28 protein-coding genes and 1 pseudogene are annotated in these 21,899 nt (G+C 43.1%); 23 read left to right on the top strand and 6 right to left on the bottom strand.

Features of this window, described 5'->3' with window-relative positions:
- Positions 1-46: 46 nt before the first annotated feature.
- Positions 47-235, bottom strand: a complete 189-nt coding sequence (locus IGJ26_RS11680) for a hypothetical protein (protein ID WP_194199692.1) — start codon at positions 233-235, stop codon at positions 47-49.
- On the bottom strand, positions 219-470 hold the full coding sequence (locus tag IGJ26_RS11675) for a hypothetical protein (protein ID WP_260606939.1): 252 nt from the start codon (positions 468-470) through the stop codon (positions 219-221). Before IGJ26_RS11675 ends, IGJ26_RS11680 begins: the two co-directional genes overlap by 17 nt.
- A 419-nt stretch (positions 471-889) precedes the next feature.
- Between IGJ26_RS11675 and IGJ26_RS11670 the strand changes: the two genes are divergently transcribed.
- The 3 genes from IGJ26_RS11670 to IGJ26_RS11660 all read left to right on the top strand — a co-directional run bounded on the left by IGJ26_RS11670 (position 890) and on the right by IGJ26_RS11660 (position 2,885).
- Positions 890-1,138: a GlsB/YeaQ/YmgE family stress response membrane protein gene (locus tag IGJ26_RS11670; RefSeq protein WP_005225422.1), complete on the top strand. Its 249-nt coding sequence runs from the start codon at positions 890-892 to the stop codon at positions 1,136-1,138.
- 182 nt (positions 1,139-1,320) lie between these two features.
- Positions 1,321-1,722 (top strand): Ohr family peroxiredoxin, encoded by a 402-nt coding sequence (locus tag IGJ26_RS11665; RefSeq protein ID WP_005225423.1) that lies wholly within the window; start codon positions 1,321-1,323, stop codon positions 1,720-1,722.
- Positions 1,723-1,799: 77 nt separating this feature from the next.
- Complete coding sequence (locus IGJ26_RS11660; protein WP_139960042.1) at positions 1,800-2,885, top strand: hypothetical protein; 1,086 nt, start codon at positions 1,800-1,802, stop codon at positions 2,883-2,885.
- Between the two features lie 9 nt (positions 2,886-2,894).
- On the opposite strand, the gene IGJ26_RS11655 is transcribed toward IGJ26_RS11660, so the two are convergent.
- Entirely contained in the window at positions 2,895-3,239 is a 345-nt protein-coding gene (locus IGJ26_RS11655) for a peptidase (protein ID WP_005234590.1), read from the bottom strand.
- A gap of 292 nt (positions 3,240-3,531) precedes the next feature.
- Between IGJ26_RS11655 and pepA the strand changes: the two genes are divergently transcribed.
- The 4 genes from pepA to ytpR all read left to right on the top strand — a co-directional run bounded on the left by pepA (position 3,532) and on the right by ytpR (position 6,424).
- Positions 3,532-4,608: a glutamyl aminopeptidase gene (gene pepA / locus IGJ26_RS11650; protein ID WP_034878843.1), complete on the top strand. Its 1,077-nt coding sequence runs from the start codon at positions 3,532-3,534 to the stop codon at positions 4,606-4,608.
- 134 nt (positions 4,609-4,742) lie between these two features.
- Positions 4,743-5,063 (top strand): thioredoxin family protein, encoded by a 321-nt coding sequence (locus tag IGJ26_RS11645; protein ID WP_008379116.1) that lies wholly within the window; start codon positions 4,743-4,745, stop codon positions 5,061-5,063.
- A 12-nt stretch (positions 5,064-5,075) separates the two neighbouring features.
- Positions 5,076-5,537: a universal stress protein gene (locus tag IGJ26_RS11640; RefSeq protein ID WP_005225429.1), complete on the top strand. Its 462-nt coding sequence runs from the start codon at positions 5,076-5,078 to the stop codon at positions 5,535-5,537.
- Between the two features lie 272 nt (positions 5,538-5,809).
- Positions 5,810-6,424 (top strand): YtpR family tRNA-binding protein, encoded by a 615-nt coding sequence (ytpR, locus tag IGJ26_RS11635; protein ID WP_194199691.1) that lies wholly within the window; start codon positions 5,810-5,812, stop codon positions 6,422-6,424.
- Between the two features lie 76 nt (positions 6,425-6,500).
- On the opposite strand, the gene IGJ26_RS11630 is transcribed toward ytpR, so the two are convergent.
- The gene (locus IGJ26_RS11630) at positions 6,501-7,805 is read right to left on the bottom strand and encodes a S1C family serine protease (RefSeq protein ID WP_194199690.1); all 1,305 of its coding nucleotides are present in this window, start codon (positions 7,803-7,805) and stop codon (positions 6,501-6,503) included.
- 373 nt (positions 7,806-8,178) lie between these two features.
- Here IGJ26_RS11630 and rlmH point away from each other — a divergent pair, with 373 nt between their 5' ends.
- From rlmH to IGJ26_RS11595, 7 genes are all read left to right on the top strand, one after another.
- Entirely contained in the window at positions 8,179-8,658 is a 480-nt protein-coding gene (gene rlmH, locus IGJ26_RS11625; RefSeq protein WP_008379108.1) for a 23S rRNA (pseudouridine(1915)-N(3))-methyltransferase RlmH, read from the top strand.
- Between the two features lie 65 nt (positions 8,659-8,723).
- Positions 8,724-9,461 carry a tRNA pseudouridine(38-40) synthase TruA gene (gene truA / locus IGJ26_RS11620; protein WP_005225435.1) on the top strand — a complete coding sequence of 246 codons (738 nt, stop codon included), beginning with the start codon at positions 8,724-8,726 and terminating at the stop codon, positions 9,459-9,461.
- Between the two features lie 42 nt (positions 9,462-9,503).
- Entirely contained in the window at positions 9,504-10,262 is a 759-nt protein-coding gene (gene map / locus IGJ26_RS11615) for a type I methionyl aminopeptidase (RefSeq protein WP_005234612.1), read from the top strand.
- 87 nt (positions 10,263-10,349) lie between these two features.
- The gene (locus tag IGJ26_RS11610; RefSeq protein WP_074534955.1) at positions 10,350-10,448 is read left to right on the top strand and encodes a type I toxin-antitoxin system Fst family toxin; all 99 of its coding nucleotides are present in this window, start codon (positions 10,350-10,352) and stop codon (positions 10,446-10,448) included.
- Between the two features lie 345 nt (positions 10,449-10,793).
- On the top strand, positions 10,794-10,961 hold the full coding sequence (locus IGJ26_RS11605; RefSeq protein ID WP_194199689.1) for a PTS glucose transporter subunit IIA: 168 nt from the start codon (positions 10,794-10,796) through the stop codon (positions 10,959-10,961).
- A gap of 259 nt (positions 10,962-11,220) precedes the next feature.
- Entirely contained in the window at positions 11,221-11,511 is a 291-nt protein-coding gene (locus IGJ26_RS11600; protein ID WP_016621415.1) for an AbrB/MazE/SpoVT family DNA-binding domain-containing protein, read from the top strand.
- The gene (locus IGJ26_RS11595) at positions 11,505-11,855 is read left to right on the top strand and encodes a type II toxin-antitoxin system PemK/MazF family toxin (RefSeq protein ID WP_008379101.1); all 351 of its coding nucleotides are present in this window, start codon (positions 11,505-11,507) and stop codon (positions 11,853-11,855) included. The genes IGJ26_RS11600 and IGJ26_RS11595 overlap by 7 nt, the downstream gene beginning before the upstream one ends.
- 15 nt (positions 11,856-11,870) lie before the next feature.
- Here IGJ26_RS11595 and IGJ26_RS11590 read toward each other — a convergent pair.
- Positions 11,871-12,131: pseudogene (locus IGJ26_RS11590) on the bottom strand (hypothetical protein); the annotation flags it as partial.
- Between the two features lie 39 nt (positions 12,132-12,170).
- The gene (locus tag IGJ26_RS11585; RefSeq protein WP_429961956.1) at positions 12,171-12,578 is read right to left on the bottom strand and encodes an Lrp/AsnC family transcriptional regulator; all 408 of its coding nucleotides are present in this window, start codon (positions 12,576-12,578) and stop codon (positions 12,171-12,173) included.
- Positions 12,579-12,698: 120 nt separating this feature from the next.
- Between IGJ26_RS11585 and IGJ26_RS11580 the strand changes: the two genes are divergently transcribed.
- The 9 genes from IGJ26_RS11580 (at position 12,699) to IGJ26_RS11540 (ending at position 21,843) form a co-directional block, all read left to right on the top strand.
- The gene (locus tag IGJ26_RS11580) at positions 12,699-13,244 is read left to right on the top strand and encodes a cysteine hydrolase family protein (protein ID WP_042890449.1); all 546 of its coding nucleotides are present in this window, start codon (positions 12,699-12,701) and stop codon (positions 13,242-13,244) included.
- 316 nt (positions 13,245-13,560) lie between these two features.
- Positions 13,561-14,484: a peptide-methionine (S)-S-oxide reductase MsrA gene (gene msrA / locus IGJ26_RS11575; RefSeq protein WP_194199687.1), complete on the top strand. Its 924-nt coding sequence runs from the start codon at positions 13,561-13,563 to the stop codon at positions 14,482-14,484.
- Positions 14,485-14,832: 348 nt separating this feature from the next.
- Entirely contained in the window at positions 14,833-16,194 is a 1,362-nt protein-coding gene (locus IGJ26_RS11570; protein WP_005225442.1) for a hypothetical protein, read from the top strand.
- A gap of 16 nt (positions 16,195-16,210) precedes the next feature.
- Positions 16,211-17,434, top strand: a complete 1,224-nt coding sequence (locus IGJ26_RS11565) for an amidohydrolase family protein (protein WP_194199686.1) — start codon at positions 16,211-16,213, stop codon at positions 17,432-17,434.
- A 246-nt stretch (positions 17,435-17,680) separates the two neighbouring features.
- Positions 17,681-18,088 (top strand): helix-turn-helix domain-containing protein, encoded by a 408-nt coding sequence (locus tag IGJ26_RS11560; protein ID WP_194199685.1) that lies wholly within the window; start codon positions 17,681-17,683, stop codon positions 18,086-18,088.
- 322 nt (positions 18,089-18,410) lie between these two features.
- Positions 18,411-18,989, top strand: coding sequence for an LOG family protein (locus tag IGJ26_RS11555; protein WP_194199684.1), 579 nt, complete (start codon positions 18,411-18,413; stop codon positions 18,987-18,989).
- Positions 18,986-19,426 (top strand): nucleoside 2-deoxyribosyltransferase, encoded by a 441-nt coding sequence (locus IGJ26_RS11550; RefSeq protein ID WP_016621407.1) that lies wholly within the window; start codon positions 18,986-18,988, stop codon positions 19,424-19,426. The genes IGJ26_RS11555 and IGJ26_RS11550 overlap by 4 nt, the downstream gene beginning before the upstream one ends.
- Positions 19,427-19,442: 16 nt before the next feature.
- Positions 19,443-20,147, top strand: a complete 705-nt coding sequence (locus IGJ26_RS11545; RefSeq protein ID WP_194199683.1) for a deoxynucleoside kinase — start codon at positions 19,443-19,445, stop codon at positions 20,145-20,147.
- A 646-nt stretch (positions 20,148-20,793) separates the two neighbouring features.
- The gene (locus tag IGJ26_RS11540) at positions 20,794-21,843 is read left to right on the top strand and encodes an FUSC family protein (RefSeq protein ID WP_016621399.1); all 1,050 of its coding nucleotides are present in this window, start codon (positions 20,794-20,796) and stop codon (positions 21,841-21,843) included.
- Positions 21,844-21,899 lie beyond the last annotated feature (56 nt).

The raw sequence follows: 21,899 nt of genomic DNA, 5'->3' as shown, positions 1-21,899 counted from the left end.
TTCATCCATAAAAGGAGAATGGTGTGACGAAGCAGTTGGCATTTTTTTATTTTAACCCGCTGTCCAAATTGCTGTCGAGAGTCCAGCGCTGAAAGGCGAGAAAGACCAGCAGCAAAGGCAAGATGTAAATTACCAAGGCAGCAATCAAAATCGTCCAATGGATATTTTCAGTGCCCACCAAGCTGCGGTTCGCCACTTGCAAGGTGTATTTTTTCGGATCATTCAAGACGATCAAGGGCTAGATATAATCCTTCCACCGCCACTGGAAGGAGAAGATCCCCAGTGTCATAATGATTGGTAATCGGCAGCATGGTGATGGCGATGATAGAGGAAGAAAAAATGGCATCGTATTTTGTAAGCGCATAGCTGCAGTCGGCACTGACTAGAATCCTCAATAAATCCGCGTAAGGCAAATCAGGAAATTCTACAGTCACACCGTTTTTTTCTGAGTATTTTCCCGTCATTTTCAAATAAGTACCGCTTTCGCTGGGAGCTCTGGAAGCAAACATGGGAATCTGCGAAGACATTTCCAATCTGAAACGATCGAAACGTTCACTAATGAAAAATAGCTGAAGTGCTGAAAAGATAGCTGTCCTAAAACGCACTGAGGAGTAAAAAGTGCCAATTATCTGACAAAATGAGAGTGGCTCTCCCTCAGTTTAGCGTCGAAGATGAAAAATATAAAATAAAGCGATTTCAAAAAATGCACGAATATTAAAAAAAACGAATTAAAGCTCTTACAACGATAATTAAGAAGTACTGATAAACGTTAATATAACAAGGTTTGAAAATTTTTTTTGCAAATTGAGTGCAAATCTTTTGTCTAAAACGGGGATTAAGCGTAACATAATATGTGTAATAACTACTTAAAAGAAAGAAGGAGAAAAATATGCATTGGTTATGGGTATTAATCGTAGGAGCTATTATCGGTTTGATCGCCGGAGCTATCACAAATAAAGGTGGATCAATGGGTTGGATCGCCAACATCGTTGCAGGTTTAGTAGGTTCAGCTATTGGACAAGCAATCTTAGGTTCTTGGGGTCCATCACTTGCTGGAATGGCAATCGTCCCATCAATTATTGGTGCGGTTATTGTAGTTGCTGTTGTTTCATTCTTCTTAGGACGTTCAAACGGCTAGTCCATTCAGCAATTGTTTCCATTCATTTATTTCGGGTAGTAATTACCTCGAATAGACAGGCAAATCCAGATTTTTCTGGGTTTGCCTTTTTTGTTTTTAAGGAAGCATAAGCAATCCTTTTGTCATATCGGGAAATTGTCGTTACACTTGAAGTAGGTCAAAAAAAGAAAGGAAGAGGTTCAATGAAAAAGCAATATGAAACAGCGATGATCAATCGAGGCGGACGTGTCGGAGAGGTCGAAGCACCAAATGGCAGTTTTCACCTGAAAATCGACAAACCGGGTCTTCACAGTGAGGGCACAAACCCAGAACAATTATTTGCCGCTGGCTATGCTTCTTGTTTCAACGGTGCCGTACAGCATATGCTGAAAGAGCATAACATCGAATCCGAATCCGAAGTTAAAGCAAGAGTGTCTTTGTATCAGCATGAGGACGGCAGTTACCAAATCGGCGTGATTTTAGAAGTGTCGTTACCAGGCGTTGAAAAAGCCGAGGCAGAGAAAATCGCAGAAGAAGCCCATGATTTTTGTCCGTATTCTCGGGCAACTCGTGGCAACATTGATGTCGAAGTACAAGTAGTCTAAGCATTATTGCAGCTAGACAAACAATAAGCGGCTGATGAATCAGCCGACAAGAGGGAATTCATCAAGGAGGCCAATCAATGAGACAAACAGAGATCTTGCTGCTTTTGGGCGTGTTTGTGGTTGGCCTTTTTGTGGTGTACTGGCTGAAAAAGCATCGACATGCGGGCCACAATCAAGCACTGGCAGCTCAGCTGAAGCGTTATCCCAGTGTGCGGAAAGCGTGGTTGGCAGCCGGGGCAAAAAGGGAAGCAGTCCTTTTGGTTCCTGGTTTAAAAAAAGCTACTGCCGCAGTTGCAACGACGGCAACGGCGAAAGCAGAAACGAGGCTGTACAAGCATGCGGATCAGTGTCAGGCAATGACCCCACAAGGGTTGGCCGTTTCGGAGGACTATTTGTTCCTCTCTGCGTACTGTTCGCAGCAGGAACATCACTCACAGCTTTATATAATAGAAAGAACGAGCGGACGGCATCTGAAAACGGTGGTTCTGCCAAAACGCCCCCATGTCGGCGGATTAGTCTTTGATCGAGCAACGCAAGTGCTGTGGCTAACCATCACTGGGAAAGGAATGGGACGAGTGGCGTGTGTTTCACTGCAGACACTGCTGGAAGATGATTCCTTGGCAACCAGTCAGCCGATCGCTTATCAGCAAGTCATCGAATTGGCAGGCATCACTCATAGCTCCTATTTGGCAGCCGATAGCGGTGAACTTGTCTCAGGGACCTTTGCCTTGAAAAACGGTGGCGTGGTGGCGAATTATCCGCTGCCTGTTCTTTCAGACAGCGGTCGCAAAGCATCTCCTTGCATCAAGCCGCGTAAGAGAAGGGTCACCACCACGAAAGTCCAAAGTGTCGCCTTTACCACTGAATACTTGTTGCTGGCACGTTCCTTTGGACCAGGGTCGGCTGAGTTATGGGTCTTTTCAAAGGATGCAACGGTGCTGACCCGCAAACATGCGTTGCGGCGCATCAAGTTTCCCCATTACCTTGAACAGATCGTGGTAGAAAAAGGGCAGCTGTACTGCTTGTTTGAAAGTGGGGCATGGGCGTATCGGCAAAAAGGCGGCAGCATCGATGAAGTCGTGGTATTGGACCTTGCGACCTTACTTCAGAAAGATAACTGCTTAAAAAGAAAAAAGACCAGCCTCTTAAGAAGCTGGTCGTAAGTGCAGTAATTATTCCACGATTGCTCGTTGGATATCTAAGACGGTGCCGGTATGAGCATCTGCCAAAAATTCATAGGTGACAAGCTGTCCGTCTTCGGTGCGGGTGATGCCGCCAGTATATCCTTGGGAAGTGATCGCAAATTTGCGCAAAGGTTGTTTTTCGAAATTGATCCAAGAACCTTCGATCGGTCCTTCTTTGATAAACGCCGCTTTTATATTGTCTAAGACATCATCGGCATTCATGGCTTGCCTTTTCTTCAACCAGATCGTTGAAAAAATCCCTCCTGCAAAGCCAAGACCTAAACCGATGGTCAGTCCATTTTTAAAATAATGCAATGGATGCTCATTCTCCATCTAATGTCCCTCCTAAAGTAAGTTTTCCCGAATGTTTTGATCTCGGTGAAAGCACAGGTTCTCTTAACAATAGTTTACCATAGTTTAGAAATATTCTATAAGAAAAATAACCAACAATAGAAATTTGCGCTATAATAAAGAATATCAGTAGAAATAAGGAGGAAGAGAGCACATCCGTTGTTTCACCCGAAAATTGCTGGAAAACACAGCCACAGCAAGCGTTGCTTTTTCAAAAAAAGCAGCTTTGTTTCTTTGGGGCAGCAAACAACTGATACGTGTTTCTCGAATGATCATGGAAGAAAAAACATTTCAACGTATCAAAGAACTAACGGAGTTACAAGGAACCAGCGGGTTTGAACACGACGTGCGAGCGTATATGCGTGAAGCGATGACTCCATTGGTAGATGAAATCCAACAAGATGGCTTAGGCGGCATCTTCGGTTTGCGTCACCACCAAGAAGCAGATGCACCACGAGTGATGTTAGCTGCTCACATGGACGAAGTTGGTTTCTTATTGACGACGATCACCGATCGCGGCTTATTCAAAGTCACTCCTTTAGGTGGATGGAACCCTTATGTAGTTTCTGCTCAACGGTTTACATTGAAAACAGCGAAGGGCGATTACCCATGCGTTTCTTCTTCAGTACCGCCACATTTGTTGCGAGGAAGCAGCGGTCAAAAAAATGTCGAAGTGACAGATATTTTGTTTGATGCTGGGTTTGAATCAAAAGAAGAAGCAGAAAGCTTTGGCGTACGTCCTGGCGATACGATCGTTCCACAAGTGGAAACCATCAAAACAGCAAATGGGAAAAACATCATCTCGAAAGCTTGGGACAACCGTTACGGCTGTGCGGTCGTATTAGAAGCACTTGAAGCCTTGAAAGAGGAAACATTAGGCCATACGTTGATTGCTGGTGCCAACGTTCAGGAAGAAGTCGGCTTACGGGGTTCTCGTCCGTCTGTGACAAAATTCAAACCAGACTTGTTCTTTGCGGTCGATTGCTCGCCAGCGGATGACACAGTCACGAAAAATGGCACCTTTGGTCATCTAGGAGCCGGGACTTTGATGCGAATCTATGATCCAGGCATGATCATGTTGCCACGGATGAAAGAATTCTTGTTGGATACAGCAGAAAGCAACAACATTCCTTATCAATACTTTGTTTCAAAAGGTGGTACCGACGCTGGTGCGGCACACATGGCAAATGAAGGGATCCCAAGTTCAGTTATCGGTGTTCCTGGACGGTACATCCATACCCACCAAACCCTATTCAGTATCGCTGATTATGAAGCGGCACGGGAAATGGTGATTCAAGTCTTGAAAGGTTTGGATCGTTCAACCGTTGATACGATTTTGGCAGGACAATAAGCGAGAACGAACGAAAGCAAAGAGACAGCCACCCGTTGTCTCTTTTTTTTCTGCAGGGCTTTGCAAGATCAGCATGTCAGTTGGTAGTCCCTGAAAGAAAGGTGTATACTTAAAGAAAAGAAAGTGGTGAGTATTTGATTATTCCAAAAGATTTAGCAGAGTTAGCAACATATGTGGAGAAAGGCAAAAATGTCTTCTTTTTCACCGCCGATTGGTGTGGCGATTGTCGATATATCAAACCGCAATTGCCTGAGATCGAAGCGGATTTTCCAGCGCTTCAGTTTATCGAAGTCGACCGTGATGAATACATGGATGTAGCGGTTGAATGGAACATTTTTGGTATTCCTAGCCTCGTCGTTATCGAAGACGGCAAGGAGCTGGGACGGTTAGTCAACAAGGATCGCAAAACCAAAGAAGAGATCGAAGCCTTTTTAACCAGCGTACAATCAGCATAGGAGGGGAAAAAGATGGAAGCACAAAGATATCAAAATATTTTAGTAGGGATCGACGGTTCAGATCAAGCGATGTCAGCCTTCAAAAAAGCAGTGGAAGTCGCTCGTCGAAACCAAGGGAAGGTCTATGCCGCAACGATCATCGATCAGCAAGTGCCGACCATGATGGGCTATGCACCTTTGGATAGTTCCATCTTAGAACAAGAAAAAGATACGGCGAAAAATCTGATCGACGACTGCAAAGCCTACGCAAAATCAGTGGATTTTGATCTAGTAGAAGGCATCGTCGCTTACGGCTCCATCAAAGACGCTCTTGCCACTCAATTACCAGATCAATACGACATCGATTTGATCATGGTGGGGCAATCCGGGCTGAACGCCGTGGAACGCTTCATGATGGGGAGTGTCGCCAGCTTCGTTATCCGTGAAGCCCGGTGCGACGTGCTGATCGTATCTCCTGAAGAAACCAAAGCGTAAGGTCATTTTTGAAAAAATAAGCTTGTCGCTGCCGTGTTCTTTTCCTTAGTTCGCATGGTAGTAACAAGTGACAAAAGGAAGTTCCTGAGAATCAGCGATTTTGCTCGCTAATGAAGCATTGTCTTTAGCAAATGAGCAGTAGCTGGTTTTCAGGCTTTTTTGTCTTTGAAAATAACTAGAATTTCAAGGAAAACAAAGAAATTCCATGACGGATGCCGAAAAATTTGTTAAGATTATGGGCGGAATGTGTAAGTACCTAAGGAGGAAAAAACGTGATTTTTGCTTATAACAAAGAATATGTCAGTGATACACTGCTTGCCATCACAGCAGATGATAAAGGATTAGAACAAACCGTCGAACGCAAAGGCAATGTTGCCCAAATCAAAAATGAAGAAGGCACGATCGTTGGCTGGAACTTTTTTGCGATCTCAGAAGTGATGACGATCGAAGGCCGTGGTCAAGTGACGTTGACGAAAGAACAAATCCAACAATTGAACACCATGATCAAAGAAGCAGGATTCAGCGAAGAACTGCCTGCAGACACAGAACCAAAAATCGTCGTTGGCTATGTGAAGTCTTGTGTGGAACATCCAGACAGCGACCATTTGTCTATCACGGAAACAGAAGTTGGAGATGGGGAAGTCTTGCAAATCGTCTGTGGCGCTGCCAATATTCGTAAAGGATTGAAAGTCGTTGTCGCAAAACCTGGCGCAATGATGCCGGATGGCTTGATGATTTGGCCGGGGACGCTTCGTGGCGTAGAAAGCTTCGGAATGATCTGTTCTGCTAAAGAACTACATTTAGAAGGTGCCCCAATAAAAAAAGGCATCCTTGAGCTGCCTCAAGATGCCGTTGTAGGTGAAGCTTTTCCGGTCGGTAAAGCCTAAAAAAATGAACTGCCGCTTCCTGTTTTTGCGGCAGTTCATTTTTTGATTGTTTCGATTGGTTTTGGTGATTGGCTGCTTAGTTGCTGCTGTCTGTTGATTGTTCGTTGATCGATGTATCAACGGAAAGTTTTACTTCTGCTGTTTTTTCTTCATCGCCACGATAGAAGGTTACAGTGATCGTGTCACCGACTTTGTGTTTGTACAACGCAGATTGCAGATCAGTTGTTGTGCTGACTTCTGTATCATCGATTTTCGTGATAACGTCATATTGTTGCAATCCTGCTTGTTCTGCTGGTGTTGCATTGTTGACTGAGTAGATCACAACGCCTGAAGTTACAGATGAAGGAACTTTCAAGATTTGTTCTTGTTGTTGTGATGTGATGGAACCTAAATCGATCGTTTGGATCCCTAGTGCAGGGCGAACCACTTTGCCGTCTGCTTCTAGTTGATTGATGATTTCAACGACATCGTTACTTGGGATCGCAAAGCCCATTCCTTCGACACTAACGCCTGAAGCAGAGCCCGAGGTGCTGGCGATTTTACTTGAGTTGATCCCAATCACTTGACCATCAACGTTGATCAGTGGACCACCTGAGTTCCCTGGGTTGATCGCAGCATCCGTTTGGATCGCATTGATACTGATCGTACCACCAGATTCGTTTTGGCTTGTTACTTGACGATTCAAGGAAGACACGATCCCTTGTGTCACAGAGTTTGCATAGTCAGAGCCTAGAGGAGAACCGATCGCGATTGCTGGTTCGCCGACTTTCAAGGCACTTGAATCGCCAAATGTTGCGGCAGTTGTAACTTTTTCAGAAGAGATTTTTAAGACGGCTAAGTCTGTGTAAGAATCGGTACCTACCAATTCAGCTTTGACTTTTGTACCATCTGCTAAGACAACTTCCAAACCATCTTGACCCTCAACGACGTGGTTGTTGGTTACGACATAGGCATCGTCGCCATCAATTTTGTAGATGACCCCACTACCTTCAGAAGAAGCTTCTAAGGCGCTGTCGTCTTCGCTTTGGCTATCGCCTTCACTTTGTCCACCTTGCTGACCAAAGAGGCTGTTCCAATCGTTGCTTTGACTTTGTTGTAAATTAATGATAGAAACGACGGAATCTTGTACTTTTTCAACTGCTTCAGTGACATCGCTGGTCACATCAAGTTTGACATTAGATACTTGTGTTTGCCCGTTAGAATCTTGGACCCCACTGTTGGTCGTGGTTTCTGGTGTTGAACTCAAGGATGAACCCATTGCCAGATATAGACCGCCGAAGGTCAATAATCCGCCGACCATACCGCCTAAAATCCCAATACCTAATCGTTTTAATAAACCAGGAGAAGTTTTCTTACCTGGTGTGACATATTTTCTTGCCATTACTATTTCCCCCTTAATGAATAATTCGTTATAATCAGTATATTCCTTCTATCTGAGATTAGTCTACTAAGAGATTTTGAAAAAAATATGAAGAAGTTGCGTAAGAATCTGTTTCAAACGATGAAATTTTCTTCGTAAGACCCGTTCATTTTTGAATAAAAATAGCAGAGAAATCTGGGGAGAAGTAAAGGTCTTTTTATCCACAGTGTGTGGACAAACTTGATGGGGTTGGTTGGGTGGATGAAGAAATCGTTGAAGTGTCGCAGTTTTATAGATAAGATAGAAGGATTTCAAAGAAAGTCAAAGTGTGTAAAAGGTTGTGGATAGCATTGTCCACATTTTCATAAAATAAGGGGATAACGAGGAGGAACCTATGAAAATCAAAATCGTCACAGTAGGAAAACTAAAAGAAAAGTACCTCGTTCAAGGAATCAACGAGTACGCCAAACGATTGGGGGCATACGCAAAGCTTGAGTTTGTCGAAGTACCAGATGAAAAAGCGCCAGAAACCTTGAGTGAAGCCCAAATGCTGCAAATCAAAGAAAAAGAAGGCCAGCGCATTTTAGCCAAAATCAAAGACACCGAATATGTCTTTGCCTTAGCAATCGAAGGCACCAATCCCACCAGCGAAGCCTTCGCCAAACAAATCGATCAACTCGGCATCCAAGGAAAAAGCCAACTGACCTTCGTCATCGGCGGCTCCCTAGGCTTAAGCCAAGAAGTCATGACTCGCAGTGATGCCAAAATCTCCTTTGGCAAAATGACCTACCCCCACCAACTCATGAAACTGATCTTATTGGAGCAGATTTATCGCGCGTATCGAATCAATACGGGAGCGCCGTATCATAAGTAAATATCTTAAGCAGTATAATAGAAAAAATTAACCACCGGTACTACCGGTAAAAAGGAGCAACAACCATGCGAAATATCAAACTAACGATTGAATACGACGGCAAGCGCTACTTAGGGTGGCAACGACTAGGAGATTCTGAAAAAACGATCCAAGAAAAAGTTGAAGGGGTCATCAAATTATTGACGGGAGAAGAAATTGAGATCGTGGGTTCTGGTAGAACCGATGCGGGCACGCATGCTCGAGGACAAGTGGCAAATTTCAAGACGACCCATCAAATGAGTTTGCCAGAGATGCAGCAGTTCTTTAACCGCTATTTGCCGCAAGACATCGTTGTCAACAAGATTGAAGAAGTGCCTGAACGATTCCATGCACGCTATCACGCTAAAGGCAAGCAATACAGCTATTATGTTTGGAACAACGCGATCCCATCGGTCTTTGCTCGCAATACCAGTTTTCATTGCCCGCAGCCCCTTGATTTGGAAAAAATGCAGCAAGCGGCTGAGAAGTTGATCGGCACCCATGATTTTATTGGCTTTTCTGCGTTGAAAAAATCAAAAAAATCAACGGTGCGCACAATCGATGAAATCACTATCACACCAGAAGGCGACCTATTGCGGTTTACCTTCAAAGGCAACGGCTTTTTGCATAAAATGGTCCGAATCTTGACAGGCACACTGATTGCCATTGGCGATGGCACGCTACCGCCAGAAGTGATCGATCAAGTGTTAGCCGATAAAGTACGACAAGCAGCTGGTGAAACAGTGCCTTCTCATGGCTTATTTCTAGATGAGGTGTATTATTAAAAGAAACATGGTAATGGCTATTTAAGGAAAGGAGATCATCTATTGATCACATTAAAATCCCCACGAGAGATCGAACAAATGAAAACTTCTGGTCGTATCTTGGCAAGTATTCACGAGCAGCTACGGGAAAAAATCGTTCCCGGTATCACCACGAACCAAATCAACGCCTTTGTCCATCAACAGATAGAAGCTGCAGGGGCAACAGCCGCGCAAATCGGGTTTGAAGGGTATGAATTTGCGACGTGTATCAGTGTCAATGAAGAGATTTGTCATGGTTTCCCTTCAGAATATGTTTTAAAATCAGGCGATGTCGTCAAAGTCGATTTTTGTGTCGATTACAAAGGAGCAATCTCTGACAGCTGTTGGACATATGCTGTAGGAGAGATTTCGCCAGAACATCAAGCACTGATGGAAGTCACGAAAGAAGCCTTGATGAGAGGCATCGAGCAAGCACAGGTTGGCAACCGAGTCGGCGATATTGGTTATGCGATCCAAAGCTTCGCTGAAGAAAAAGGGTATGGTGTCGTGCGGGACTTTATTGCTCACGGCATTGGCCCAACCATTCATGAAGAACCATTCTTTCCTCATTTCGGGTTACCTGGCAAAGGAATTCGTTTGAAAGAGGGCATGACGATCACCATCGAACCGATGATCACGACCGGCACTTGGCGCATGAAGATGGACCCAAACGGCTGGACAGCACGCACGATTGACGGGAGCTATTGTGCCCAATATGAACATTCGATCGCCATCACCAAAGAAGGTCCAGTCATCATGACGTTGCAAAAGGAAGAAACGTGAACATCACTTAATGTCTTTGAAAAATAACTGTGTGTAATTTCCGTAACATGAATACTTTCTACTCCCCCTGTGGAGGGTATAGTGTATATGATTTATCTATCGTTGGTTGTCGCACCAATTGTTGTTGGTATAGTCATCGAACTATTTTCTCACTGGTTGGATGAGAAAGACAAAGACGATAACTAAGCAAGTTGCTATCCAACTCACATGCTAGCAGTCGCAACTAGCATAAACAAGGCGCTCCCTTTCGTCGCGGTTAGGGAGCGCCTTTGTGCTGTAGTGCTATAAACTTTCTATCGTTTCGCAAGGTTATTATATCACAGGGAAAATAAAAAACTACCCGTGATATCCACTCGAATAGATAAAGAAAACCTAATAAATTTGAAATTTAATTACCTCTACTTCTATTTTCCGAAATATGGATGGTAACCCCCACTTGAGGTATTACCGTGAAAAAAATAGTCTATAGTGGGAGTTATTGTTTTCTCTTTTTTTTAAATAGAGAAAAATTTAAATTAGGTGTACATGTAAGTGATAAATTCGGATAAAGTAAACGACCCAGTATTTTCTAATAAAGCCATGGGTGACGGTTTTGCAGGTATTCCTATTGAAGAAATTGTTGGCTCCCTGATTAGTGGGAAAGTTAACTATTTTTTCGAACTAGCTATGCTATCGAATATAGAACACATGAAGGAATAAGTAGGGGAGGGACAGCAATCCCTGTTGTTTACTACTTACTTGCATCCAAATATTGTTAATACCTAAAGAGCGTATCAACGTGGTTATAATCAAATCGTTTATGTCAGTCATTGTCCTGCAATTTGACATTTTGGTATACTACAAATTTTTATTAGCACAGCAGTGTAAACTTGTAAGAACAATTCTTTTTAAATGAATATAGGTGAATCGACCAAAAAGGATAATTATGTATATACTCTGTCGCGATATATGTTATACTATGTATATACAGAAAGAGGTGTCGCGCATGGAAATGCTACCTATAAAAAAATGGGGCAATAGTAACGGTCTTAGATTGCCAAAGTACATTATGGAGTATCTTGGCATTCATACTGATGACAAAGTGAAGATAATACAAGAAGAAGTAAACGGACATAAACGGCTAATCATCGAAGCAGCAAATTTAGAAAACGAGTTAACGATTGAAGAGTTATTTGAAAATTACTCTGCTGAGAAAAATCATGTGGTAATTCAACATTTAGGTGAAGCAGTAGGGAATGAAAAATGGTAAGAAAACCTAGACAAGGGGATATTTTGTTATTGGATACAGCTCCTCGTTCTGGACATGAACAAACGGGAAAAAGACCCTATATTGTTTTAAGTCATGACATGATTGCAAATTATAGTAACGTTGCCACCGTTGCTCCAATTTCTAGTACAAGTAGAAATTATCCGTTATATGTAAGTATTAATCCAGATTATGGAATGAAGACAACAGGAAAAGTATTGTTGGATCAATTAACGACAATTGATTATGAAGCCAGAGCATGTGTTTTTTTGGAAAAAGCGCATGAGCACTTGGTTGATGAGTTATTGATAAAAGTTAGAACAGTATTTCAAAAAGTAAGTAGATAAAAACAGCATGATCATCTAATCGATGTTGACCATGCTGTTTTCTTTTATTCTATAAACGCTTTGTCTCGTAACATTATACTCCATTGCAATCTTTAAGATACTAGCTCTATTCCCGTGATCCTGAACGATACTTTTATAAACAAGGCAATGGGGGCGCTTTTGTGTTTGCACTAGCAGTCTTAATACTTTATGCTTGGCGATGTTTGAATTCGGCACGCTGCTGCTAGGCATCATTGCCAAAATTTCGACGATTGAGTCTTCGATAAATTTATCAAGGAATCTAATGAATGGAGGACTAGCCCACAGCCGCTAACATCAAACATCCCCATGATTGAGTTTGTCAGCCACAAAGGTTTCTACACTATACCTGCCCCATTTTGAGAGACTCTCTATAAATAAAGGGAAGGTTACATCTGTAAAATGACTGACCAAGAGATAACAAGCTTGACCCGAAACTTTATGAAAGACCTCAATTTCTTTGTATTGATTCACGAAGGCTTCAAAAGCTGTAAAGCGATTTGAATCCATAAAAAATCGGATATATTGCGTACTTGGATAGTTTACTACAATACTAAATCGCTGAATGATTCTCTCATCTTGCAATTTCAAGATCCGATTGCCCACGGCTTGTCCCGTCAGGTGGACCATTTCGCCGATTTCTTTGTTCGATAATTTGCTGTTGTGTTTCAGGATAGCTAGGATTTGTTCATCGATGATGTCCATAAGGGTTCCTCCTTTCATAATGAAAGTAAATTGACTTTATCTTTTTCAAGAGACACTTTGTTGTAGGTTCATATGTATTTATACTGGATTATAACAAATAAGAAAAGAAATGGTGATTCTATGAAAAAAGCTTTAGTAATTATTGATGTCCAAAATGATTATTTTAAAGAAGGAAGAATGGCCCTTCATTCCCCTGAACAGGCGCTTGCAAACATAAATAAACTAGAAGCGTCTTTTATCGAAAAGCAACTCCCGATCATCTATATCCAACACATCAACGATCAAGAAGCAGCTGATTTTTTTGAACGAGGGACCGAAGGTGTACTGCTGCATGAACAGTTAAAAACAACGCATTCTTCTATTATTATCGAAAAGCACTTTCCTAACTCCTTCATTGAAACAAATTTAAAAGAGACGTTAGACTCTTTAGGTGTTCAACAAGTTATCATCACTGGGATGATGACGCATATGTGCATCGATTCAACCACAAGAGCTAGTAAAGAACTCGGTTATCAGCCCATACTGATTTCTGATGCCACGGCAACGAAAGCATTAACATTTGAAGCACACGAAATTCCTGCGGAAGCTGTTCAACGAGCGTTTTTATCGGCGTTGGAAACCTTCTCTACGGTGATGAAAACCGATGACTATTTAAACGGATTGTAGAAAAATTGCGTATTTACCAACAAAGGCAAAGGTTCATTTGCATTGAGTGGTTCTTGATCACTCTTTGAAATTGGCAATCCTATCTCATTCCGCTTCAATGTTTCTAAAAAAAAATGAATGCCCAATTGCGTACCCACCAATGATACTGAGCTGATCCCTCAGAGGATGAATAAGAACTAACCCATACAAAAGCCAAAAACGTTCGAGGATTTCTCTCGAACGTTTTTTGGGCATCAAATTGGGCGAATCGGCGAAACTATGGTACAGTGCAACCAAACAAGGAGTAAAAGCGGCTCGTTCATGAGGCAAAGGGGCAATGGTGATGAAGCAAACAACGATGGCGTGGCTGTCAGAAATCTATAATTTGATCTTGCATCCTGGCACGAGACAGTGGGAACGAGAACAACTGGTGCAAGCGAAAAATACCTTGGAAACCCAGCTGGCGACCAAACAAAAAGCAGGCAAACACGAAAAGGAATCGTCAAATAGTCTTGAAGACCAACAGACCAGGCGGGTTTTGGAAAAACTAGAAGCGTCGTTGCGTCCTTTGGCACTGAGAAACAATCTGACCCCGAATGTCGCCGAGTTTTATCAAACAATCAGCCAGCCAGCACCGAAAAAGGCAATGAATGAAGAAACAAGCAAAGCCCAACCAGCAGAAGTTTCCGTGGAGCCGACCGAAACAGGTGGAAAAGCACAAGAAGTGGCTATTTTTGCTGGCGGCTGCTTTTGGTGTATGGTAGAGCCTTTTGAAGACCAGCCGGGCATTCTTTCCGTTTTGTCGGGGTATACTGGGGGAACAGTCCCGAATCCGACGTATGATCAAGTACTAAGTGGAACAACAGGGCATGTCGAAGCAGTAGAGATCATTTTTGATCCCAAAATCATCACCTATCAGGACTTGTTACAGTTGTATTGGCAAGTGACAGACCCGACAGATGCTTTCGGACAATTTCAAGATCGCGGCAATTTTTATCGTCCAATCATTTTCTATACGACTGCTGAGCAAGAAGTGCTTGCGCAACGAGCCAAAAAGGAACTAGCACAATCTGGTTATTATCAGCAACCCATCGTGACCGAGATCCGCATGGCTGCACCCTTTTGGCCAGCGGAAAACTACCATCAAGCATTTTACAAGAAGCAGCCCAAGCGCTACCAGCGGATCAAGCGAGCGCGCAAGCAACTGATGCTTTTTTATAAACTGAAACGCTGGACAAACCGAGGGGAAAAACGATCATAGTCAGAAGATACATCAAAAAAGCGGGGCTCCGAGAAAAGGCCAGAGGATCAAATGAAGGCTCTTTTCTCCACAGGCCGCGCTTTTTTCTGCGCGTTTAGCCAATTGGATAAAAAACGAAGATTTATTTTAGAATAATGTCCAAAGAAAGCGTTAACAACAAGAATTATAATAGAGAAAGAAAAAGTGGCGAAAAAGGTCGAAAAAGCAGGTTCCTTTTGCTTGGTTCCTTTCTTCGAGGAAAGAAGGTGGGAAACACCAGAGAAAAATCAGCGGAAAAATCAATCAGCAACACCCCATAGCAACACAACATTTATTATATGAAGATTCATATAAGTTAGGAGAAATGTGATGAAAAAAAAGGGAACGTTCGTCTCACTGTTTATGGCTCTCATTCTTTTTATCTTTTCAGAAAGAACAGTGTTTGCGGCAGAAGCGATCAATGAGATCGTTGCACCAACTGGAGTCAAAGCATTTTTAGTACTGATTCCGTTAGTGTTAGTACTGGTTTTACTCTTTAAAAAAGTAGATATGATCATTGCTGGCTTGATTGCTGGGATATTGGCGATGATTATTGGCGGGATCAGTTTAGCTGAAGCCAATTCGCAACTGTTGGAAGCTATTCCGACGATGTTAAGTATTACGGTGCCAATCATCAATTCCGCTGTAGCGATGGCGGTCTTCAAAGCCGGTAGTTATACGGCAGCCTTAACCTTAGCCAAAAGAGGGACCAAAGGAAAAGTGGAATATGTGGCTGGTTTTATTGTCATCTTATTGGCAGCAGCGACTTATATGTCTGGGATCGGCGGCGGGAGTGCGATGGTGATCGCACCATTAGCATTTGCGGCAGTTGGGGTGGTACCCGAATTGATCGCAGCGATGTCGTTAGCGGCAGCTGTCTCCTTTACGACCTCTCCTGCCTCTTTGGAATCTAGTATCGTGTCTGAACTGGGCGGCTTTAGTGTCGCTTCTTATGTCGATCAAATGCGCCCATTTTGGTTGTTATTCGTTGGTTTGGCGATTTTATTGGCATTCTTCGGGACTAAGCGTCGTCATCTAGGCTTCAAAGAATCAGCCAATCAAGAGTATGAGAACAAAAGCAATGGCGAGTTGTTCAAAACGACACTGCCTGCGATCTTCTTGCTTTTTGCGGTCATCTTTGGTCCGTTGATCAATGACCTGATCGGCTTTGTCCTCTTTACGCCGCTAGTTTATATGGTGGTCACGTTGGCGTTGATTTTTGTTTGTACCGACTTTTCGATGAATCAATCGGTGGAAGCGATGGTGGACGGATCCACGTATATTTTGACCCGCTTGTTCCAAGTGGGGATCTTTTTAGCCTTCATCAACGTGATCGCTGAAACTGGGACGTTTGCTGTTATTGCCGGTGCGGCACAAAATGCCCCCGCAGCGATCGTCGTTCCCGTGGCGATCTTGACGGGTGTCTTGATTGGGATTCCCGCAGGTGCCTATGTCGGCTCCGTATTAACATTAGTGTTACCAGTTGCCGTTTCATTAGGCTTCCCAGTGTTAGCTCTTGGTTTTGTAACGATGGGGGTTGGACTCGGCAGTCAAATGAGTTTCGTCAACATTACGATGCAAGCTTTATCTTCTGGTTTCCAAATTCCGATTCTGGATGTAGTCAAAGGAAACGTGAAGTGGTTGAGTTTAGCAGCCGTATTATTATTAGTCATCGGCTTAGTGTTTGGCTGATGGATAGGAGGAAAACATGGATATATTGATCAAACAAGCACGTCTTGAAGACGATGCAGAATTAGTAGACATTGCAATTTCAAAAGGAAAAATTACCGCAGTTGCACCCAACATTGAAGAATCAGCAGCAAAAACGATTGAGGCGAAAGGCAAAGTGGTGATCCCTGGATTGATCGAAAGTCATATCCACTTAGACAAAGCCTTGATTGCCGATCGTGAACCTAATAATTCAGGTACATTACAAGAAGCGATCCAAGTTACGGCAAAGCTCAAACCGACTTTTACCGAAGAAGATATTTATGATCGAGCGAAACGTGCATTAGAAATGCTGATCATACATGGCACCACTGCTGTTCGCACCCATGCCGAATTTGATCCGGCGCAAGGCTTCACTGGGTTTGACACCATCATGCGCTTAAAAGAAGAATACCGAGACCTGATCGACATTCAGGTTGTTGCCTTTCCGCAAGAAGGAATTTTTAAAGCACCCGGAACGGATAAAATGATGATTGAAGCGATGGAGAAAGGCGCCGATGTCGTTGGCGGCATTCCTTACAATGATGCGCCAGCCAATGAACACATCGACTTGATCTTTGAGATCGCCAAACAATTTGACAAAGACATTGACTTGCATCAGGATTTTGCTGACGAAGCAGACGATACATCGATCGTCTACCTGTGTGAAAAAACCATCGCAGAAGGCTACCAAGGTCGGGTATCTGTAGGACACTTGACTGCGCTGCACGCCATGGAACCGGATCAGCTGGCAGAAGTTATCGATTTGATGGTCAAAGCCCAAATCAATGTGATGCCGTTGCCTGCGACCGACTTACACTTAGGTGCTAGAAACGATGCCTACAACGTTCGTCGTGCCGTGACGCCGATTCGCAAATTACGTGATGCCGGTGTGAATATTTGCTTAGGCAGCAACAATATTCGTAACGCCTTTACGCCATATGGCAACGGTGATTTGATTCAAATCGCTATGTTGGCTGTGCCAGTGGCGCATTTAGGCGGCGCCGATGACCTGCCGACAGTCTTGCCAATGATTACGACCAATACCGCCAAAGCATTAAATATCAAAGACTATGGGATCGCTGTTGGCAACCGCGCAGATTTGATTCTTTTAGATACCCAGAGAAAAGCCGATGTGCTGATCGATATTCCTGAACGTTTAGTGGTCATCAAAAATGGCCGCATCACCGTGGAAGTCAAAAAAGAAGTGACGATCCACCGTTAACAACAGGTCATGTTTTCTCAAGTAGTACGATTTATTCGTGCTACTTTTTTTGTCGTAATATAGTCGAAATAAAAAAATCATTTTCTAGTCATTTGTTCTTTTTTCATCTATGATAGAAAGAAAACCGCTATCACGGAGAGTTCGTTTAAGAAAATCCTGTCAAAACTGTTTGACAATGCCGTAATATCAATGGATTTGAGCAGAAACCACAGCAGGTCTGCGTTAAGGTAGAAGAAGGAGGACAAGATGACGATTGGGGAAGCACTAAAGAACCATCGAGTCACACAGCAAATGAGCCAAGAAGAAGTAGCAACAAAAATTTTAGTGACCCGCACATCGATCTCAAATTGGGAAACCGGCAAGACGGTACCAGACAGTTTGAATTTATTGAAACTGAGTACCCTTTATGGGTGCAGTGTCGATGAGCTATTAAAAAAGGAGCGAGCAGGAATGAAAAAGAACTTTCGTACGATGACCTATGGTGCTGGATTGAAAGACGGAACGATGCGTTTGAAAATCGAGACTGATGCCAGCAAGTTTTTCCCACGAGGGGTTGAAGTCAAAGTATCCGTCGATTTAGAAACAGGAGAAGTGACCTTTTTTGTCGAGCAAGAGGATTTGAAAAAGCTGAAAGCAGCCACCGACGAAAAATAATTTTTTTATACAGATTTTTGCTAAATTTTGCTTGGACAAGAGAAAAAAAGTGATGGATAAAAAAACACGAGCCTACCTGCATCGTGTTTTTTTATGTGGGATGAAAGAGGACTGAGGCAATCGATGGCAGCTGATTCTGTTTTTTCTTATCTGCTATTTTCAAAGTTTGTAACGTTTAAGGGAAAGCGAAAAGATGTAAACGGATATATACAATATATAGTGAATAGATCGATTTTTATCTGAATAAAGCACAATATGTAGTATTTACTTTTTTAATAGATTGTGTAAAATAGCAGGTGTAGTGAAGAAGGAGCTGTTGTTTTTGAGAGTAACTGTATTTTGCGGTACCCGTTTAGAAAATGAGGAAAAGTTGGCAAAGACCGCTCGTGCCATCGGCAATGCCTTAGCAAAAAATCACATCGCGTTAGTTTATTGTGGCCCTTTGGCTGGCTTGATGAGGGAGATCGTTAATGGGGTCTTTGAAAAAGAAGGCGCAGTGACGGGGATCTATCCATCAGGTTCCTTTGCAGAAGATTTGCCGCCAATCGTCACTGGATCAAGCACATACACCGAGTTCTATACGGATACGAGGGAGGAGCAAACACAACAATTGCTGGAAATGAGCGATGCCTACCTTGTATTACCTGGTGGATTTGGTACACTAGAGGAGTTGTCATCAATATGCTCTTTTATGACTCTTGGGAAATTGCCAGTCAAGCCAATCGGTGTGTTGATGAACGAAGGCTTGAAGGATGGACTGAAGCCACTGCTAAAAATGTTTGAAGCTTCCAGCTTTGCTTGGGCTGAACTGCCGGAAACGCTCTTTTTCCTATCTGACGTTGAGTCGTTGATCCAACGATTGGCGGCGAAGGGGTCAGGAAAGGAGTGCTTGGCAGGATGAAGCATGTCTATTTAGCGGGACCGTTTTTTTCAAACGAACAAGTCGCACGACTCAAACAGGTAGAACGCAGTTTAGCTGAAAACCCACAGCCTTTGGCGGTCTATTCGCCGCGCCTGTATCAAGAAGGTTCATCTGAACCCAATACACCGGAATGGGCGAGAGAAATTTTTGAAAAAGACGTGCTGGAATTGACACGAGCCGACGTCGTCGTTGCCGTTTTGGATTACCATGAAGGAATCACTGATCCGGGAACAGCCTTTGAAATCGGCGCAGCACACGTACTAAATAAACCAGTGATCGCTTTTCAGGAAAAAGCCGCGGCGGTCAATCTGATGCTGACGGAGTCGGTACAAGCGTATTTGACTGATTTGACGGCACTAAGAGCGTATGATTTTGAAGAGATGGCGCACCGAGCATTTGTAGGTGACTATATTTAATAAAGGATGGATGAATGTGTTATTAATCGCAGGTACGATCGGGGCAGGAAAAAGCAGTTTGACTGATTTTTTATCGAAGGAAATGGCGTCGAAGCCTTTTTATGAAAACGTGGAGGACAACGATGTTCTGCCATTGTTTTATTCCAATCCAGAACGATACGCCTTTTTATTGCAGATTTTTTTCTTAAACAAAAGTTTTTTAGGGATGCGAGAAGCTTTGTCGAATGATGACAATGTCATTGATCGCTCCATCTATGAGGACAGTTTGATGTTTCATCTAAATGCGGATCTAGGTCGAATCGCACCGATGGAGGTCGAACAATACGATAACCTGTTGAATACGATGCTGCGGGAATTGGAAGAATCGGCGCCGTTGAAACATCCAGATTTAATGGTTCATATCAAGGTTTCCTTGAATACGATGATCGAACGGATCAATAAACGTGGTCGTTCCTATGAACAAATTGCCAATGATCCGACATTGTACGACTATTACAAAGAATTGAATCAGCGATACGATGAATGGTATGAAAACTTTGACGTTTGTCCGAAAATGCAAATTGATGGGGATCAATTGGACTTTGTTGCCAATGAAGACAACCTCATGGTGATCCTCGAGATGATCCAAGAAAAATTGGCAGAAGTCCGTCAGAACCATGGCAAAGGCCACTATTGTACGGACAAAGCCATCGCAAAAGGTGATTTTTCCAAGAAAAATTAAAGCAGAGAAGCAACCGATGAATCTTGCCAGTTGGGTGAAAAGCAGTCTTCCCTGTCAGCTTTTTTATGATTAATCGAAGTGCTTGAAAACGGCGATTTTACAGGATTAAAGAGCAATCCTTGTTGTCAAACCAATTATTCAATGGCGTTTGCAGTAAACAAAAGGAAATTGGTCAGCACCGAAGACGCCGTTTTCGGTGCTTTAGTGTTTCAATTATCTATTGAGAGACATATTCGCGCCAGACACCAGTAGCAAAGGCAATGACTCGTGTTGGTGTATCAAGAGTCTGTCCATTGTGGTCACTAGGGTGAGTTACTAGCTGATTGAGTGCATCAAGTGTTATTCAAACGGGTGAATGCTGCGAAATACTAATAGTTGATACAATCACCAGCACTTCATTGAAGAATATTTTGCCGAAAAGTAGAGAGATTCGCTTGTAGTCTATTGCCAAGCGAATGCTTCTCTTTTTTTATTGGTAAGGGCTGTTTAGTGTGAGCGATTGAGTTGATCAAGGACATCATTGCGAGGATTTCACAAAGTTTCTGAAAAAAATTTGCATATTCATCTTTTGCTTCGTATACTAGTTTAGGACGTTGCTTATAAAACGGCTGTATCATCGTACATATTTTTTGATAGGAGGAATTGCATGAAAGACAAACGAAAAGTCTTGCGTCCGTTAGGATCAGGGTTTGCGATGGCGGTTCCTTTGTTTATAGGGATCCTCGTTCAGGACCCTTTGATAAGTTCTGTGGGGGCGATGGGGGCTTTTTCCTACTTGGCTTTTCAACATCGGTCCCTTTTTTATAATCTGCGCGCCATTTTGACCCACGGCGCTGCGCTGCTGCTGGCATTTATTTTAGGCGCTGGGACAGCACTGATTCCTTGGAGCGCGCCTTTTATCATCGGTGCGTTATCGTTTTCTGCGTTTTTGTTGTCAAAAGTGATGCGGATCCCCAAGCCCGATTATTTCTTCGTGTTGATGCTTTATGCCACCGGCTTTAATTTTCACGCAGCGCATCTTGGAGAGATCTTGCACCACAGTTCCTATTTGCTTTATGGTATCGCAGGCTCGCTGCTTGCTGGACTGGTGATTTCGTTGGCTGAACAGCTGCCGTTGAAAGAAGAAAAAACGGCCTTTCAACAACTGAGCTTGCACGAGAAATATTCGCTAGCATTATCTCAGCAACCAGAAATGGTCATCAAGGCGCTGCACTTTTCTTTGATATTGTTTATTGCGACCTACATTGCCTACCTGCTGCGAGACAGCAACGGCTATTGGATCTTGATTTCTGCTGCTGCCGTCTTGGCAGGAGAACATATGGAAAAAATCAAAAATCGCACGATTGGTAGGGTACTGGGAGGAATCGTGGGGCTGCTGCTAGGTTTCTTACTGATGTCCTTGCATATGCCCCTTGAAGCGATCGCAGTGGTATTGATCATTCTAAACATATTGACGGAGTTTTTTATGCCAGTCAATTATACCGTTGCTAATTTTTTCACCAATCCGCAAGTCCTGCTGTTAATGACCATCGGTACTAGTTTTACGCCGCTGAAATTGATCCCATTGCGTTTTTCAGGGGCATTGATCGGCAGCGTGCTGGCAATGCTGTTGATCTTTCTAATGGATTGGGCAGTAAAGCAAATGGAGCAAGCACTGGAAAACAAACCAGAAGACACGACGGATCAAACACAATAGAATGCACCATCATCGATAAGCAAGAGCAGCAGCTCTTGCTTTTTTTGCCTTTGATC

Origin of the sequence: Enterococcus sp. AZ095a (assembly GCF_050546735.1) — a bacterium.
GTDB classification, from domain to species: domain Bacteria; phylum Bacillota; class Bacilli; order Lactobacillales; family Enterococcaceae; genus Enterococcus_D; species Enterococcus_D entomosocium.
This window is presented reverse-complemented; position numbering and strand designations above follow the sequence as displayed.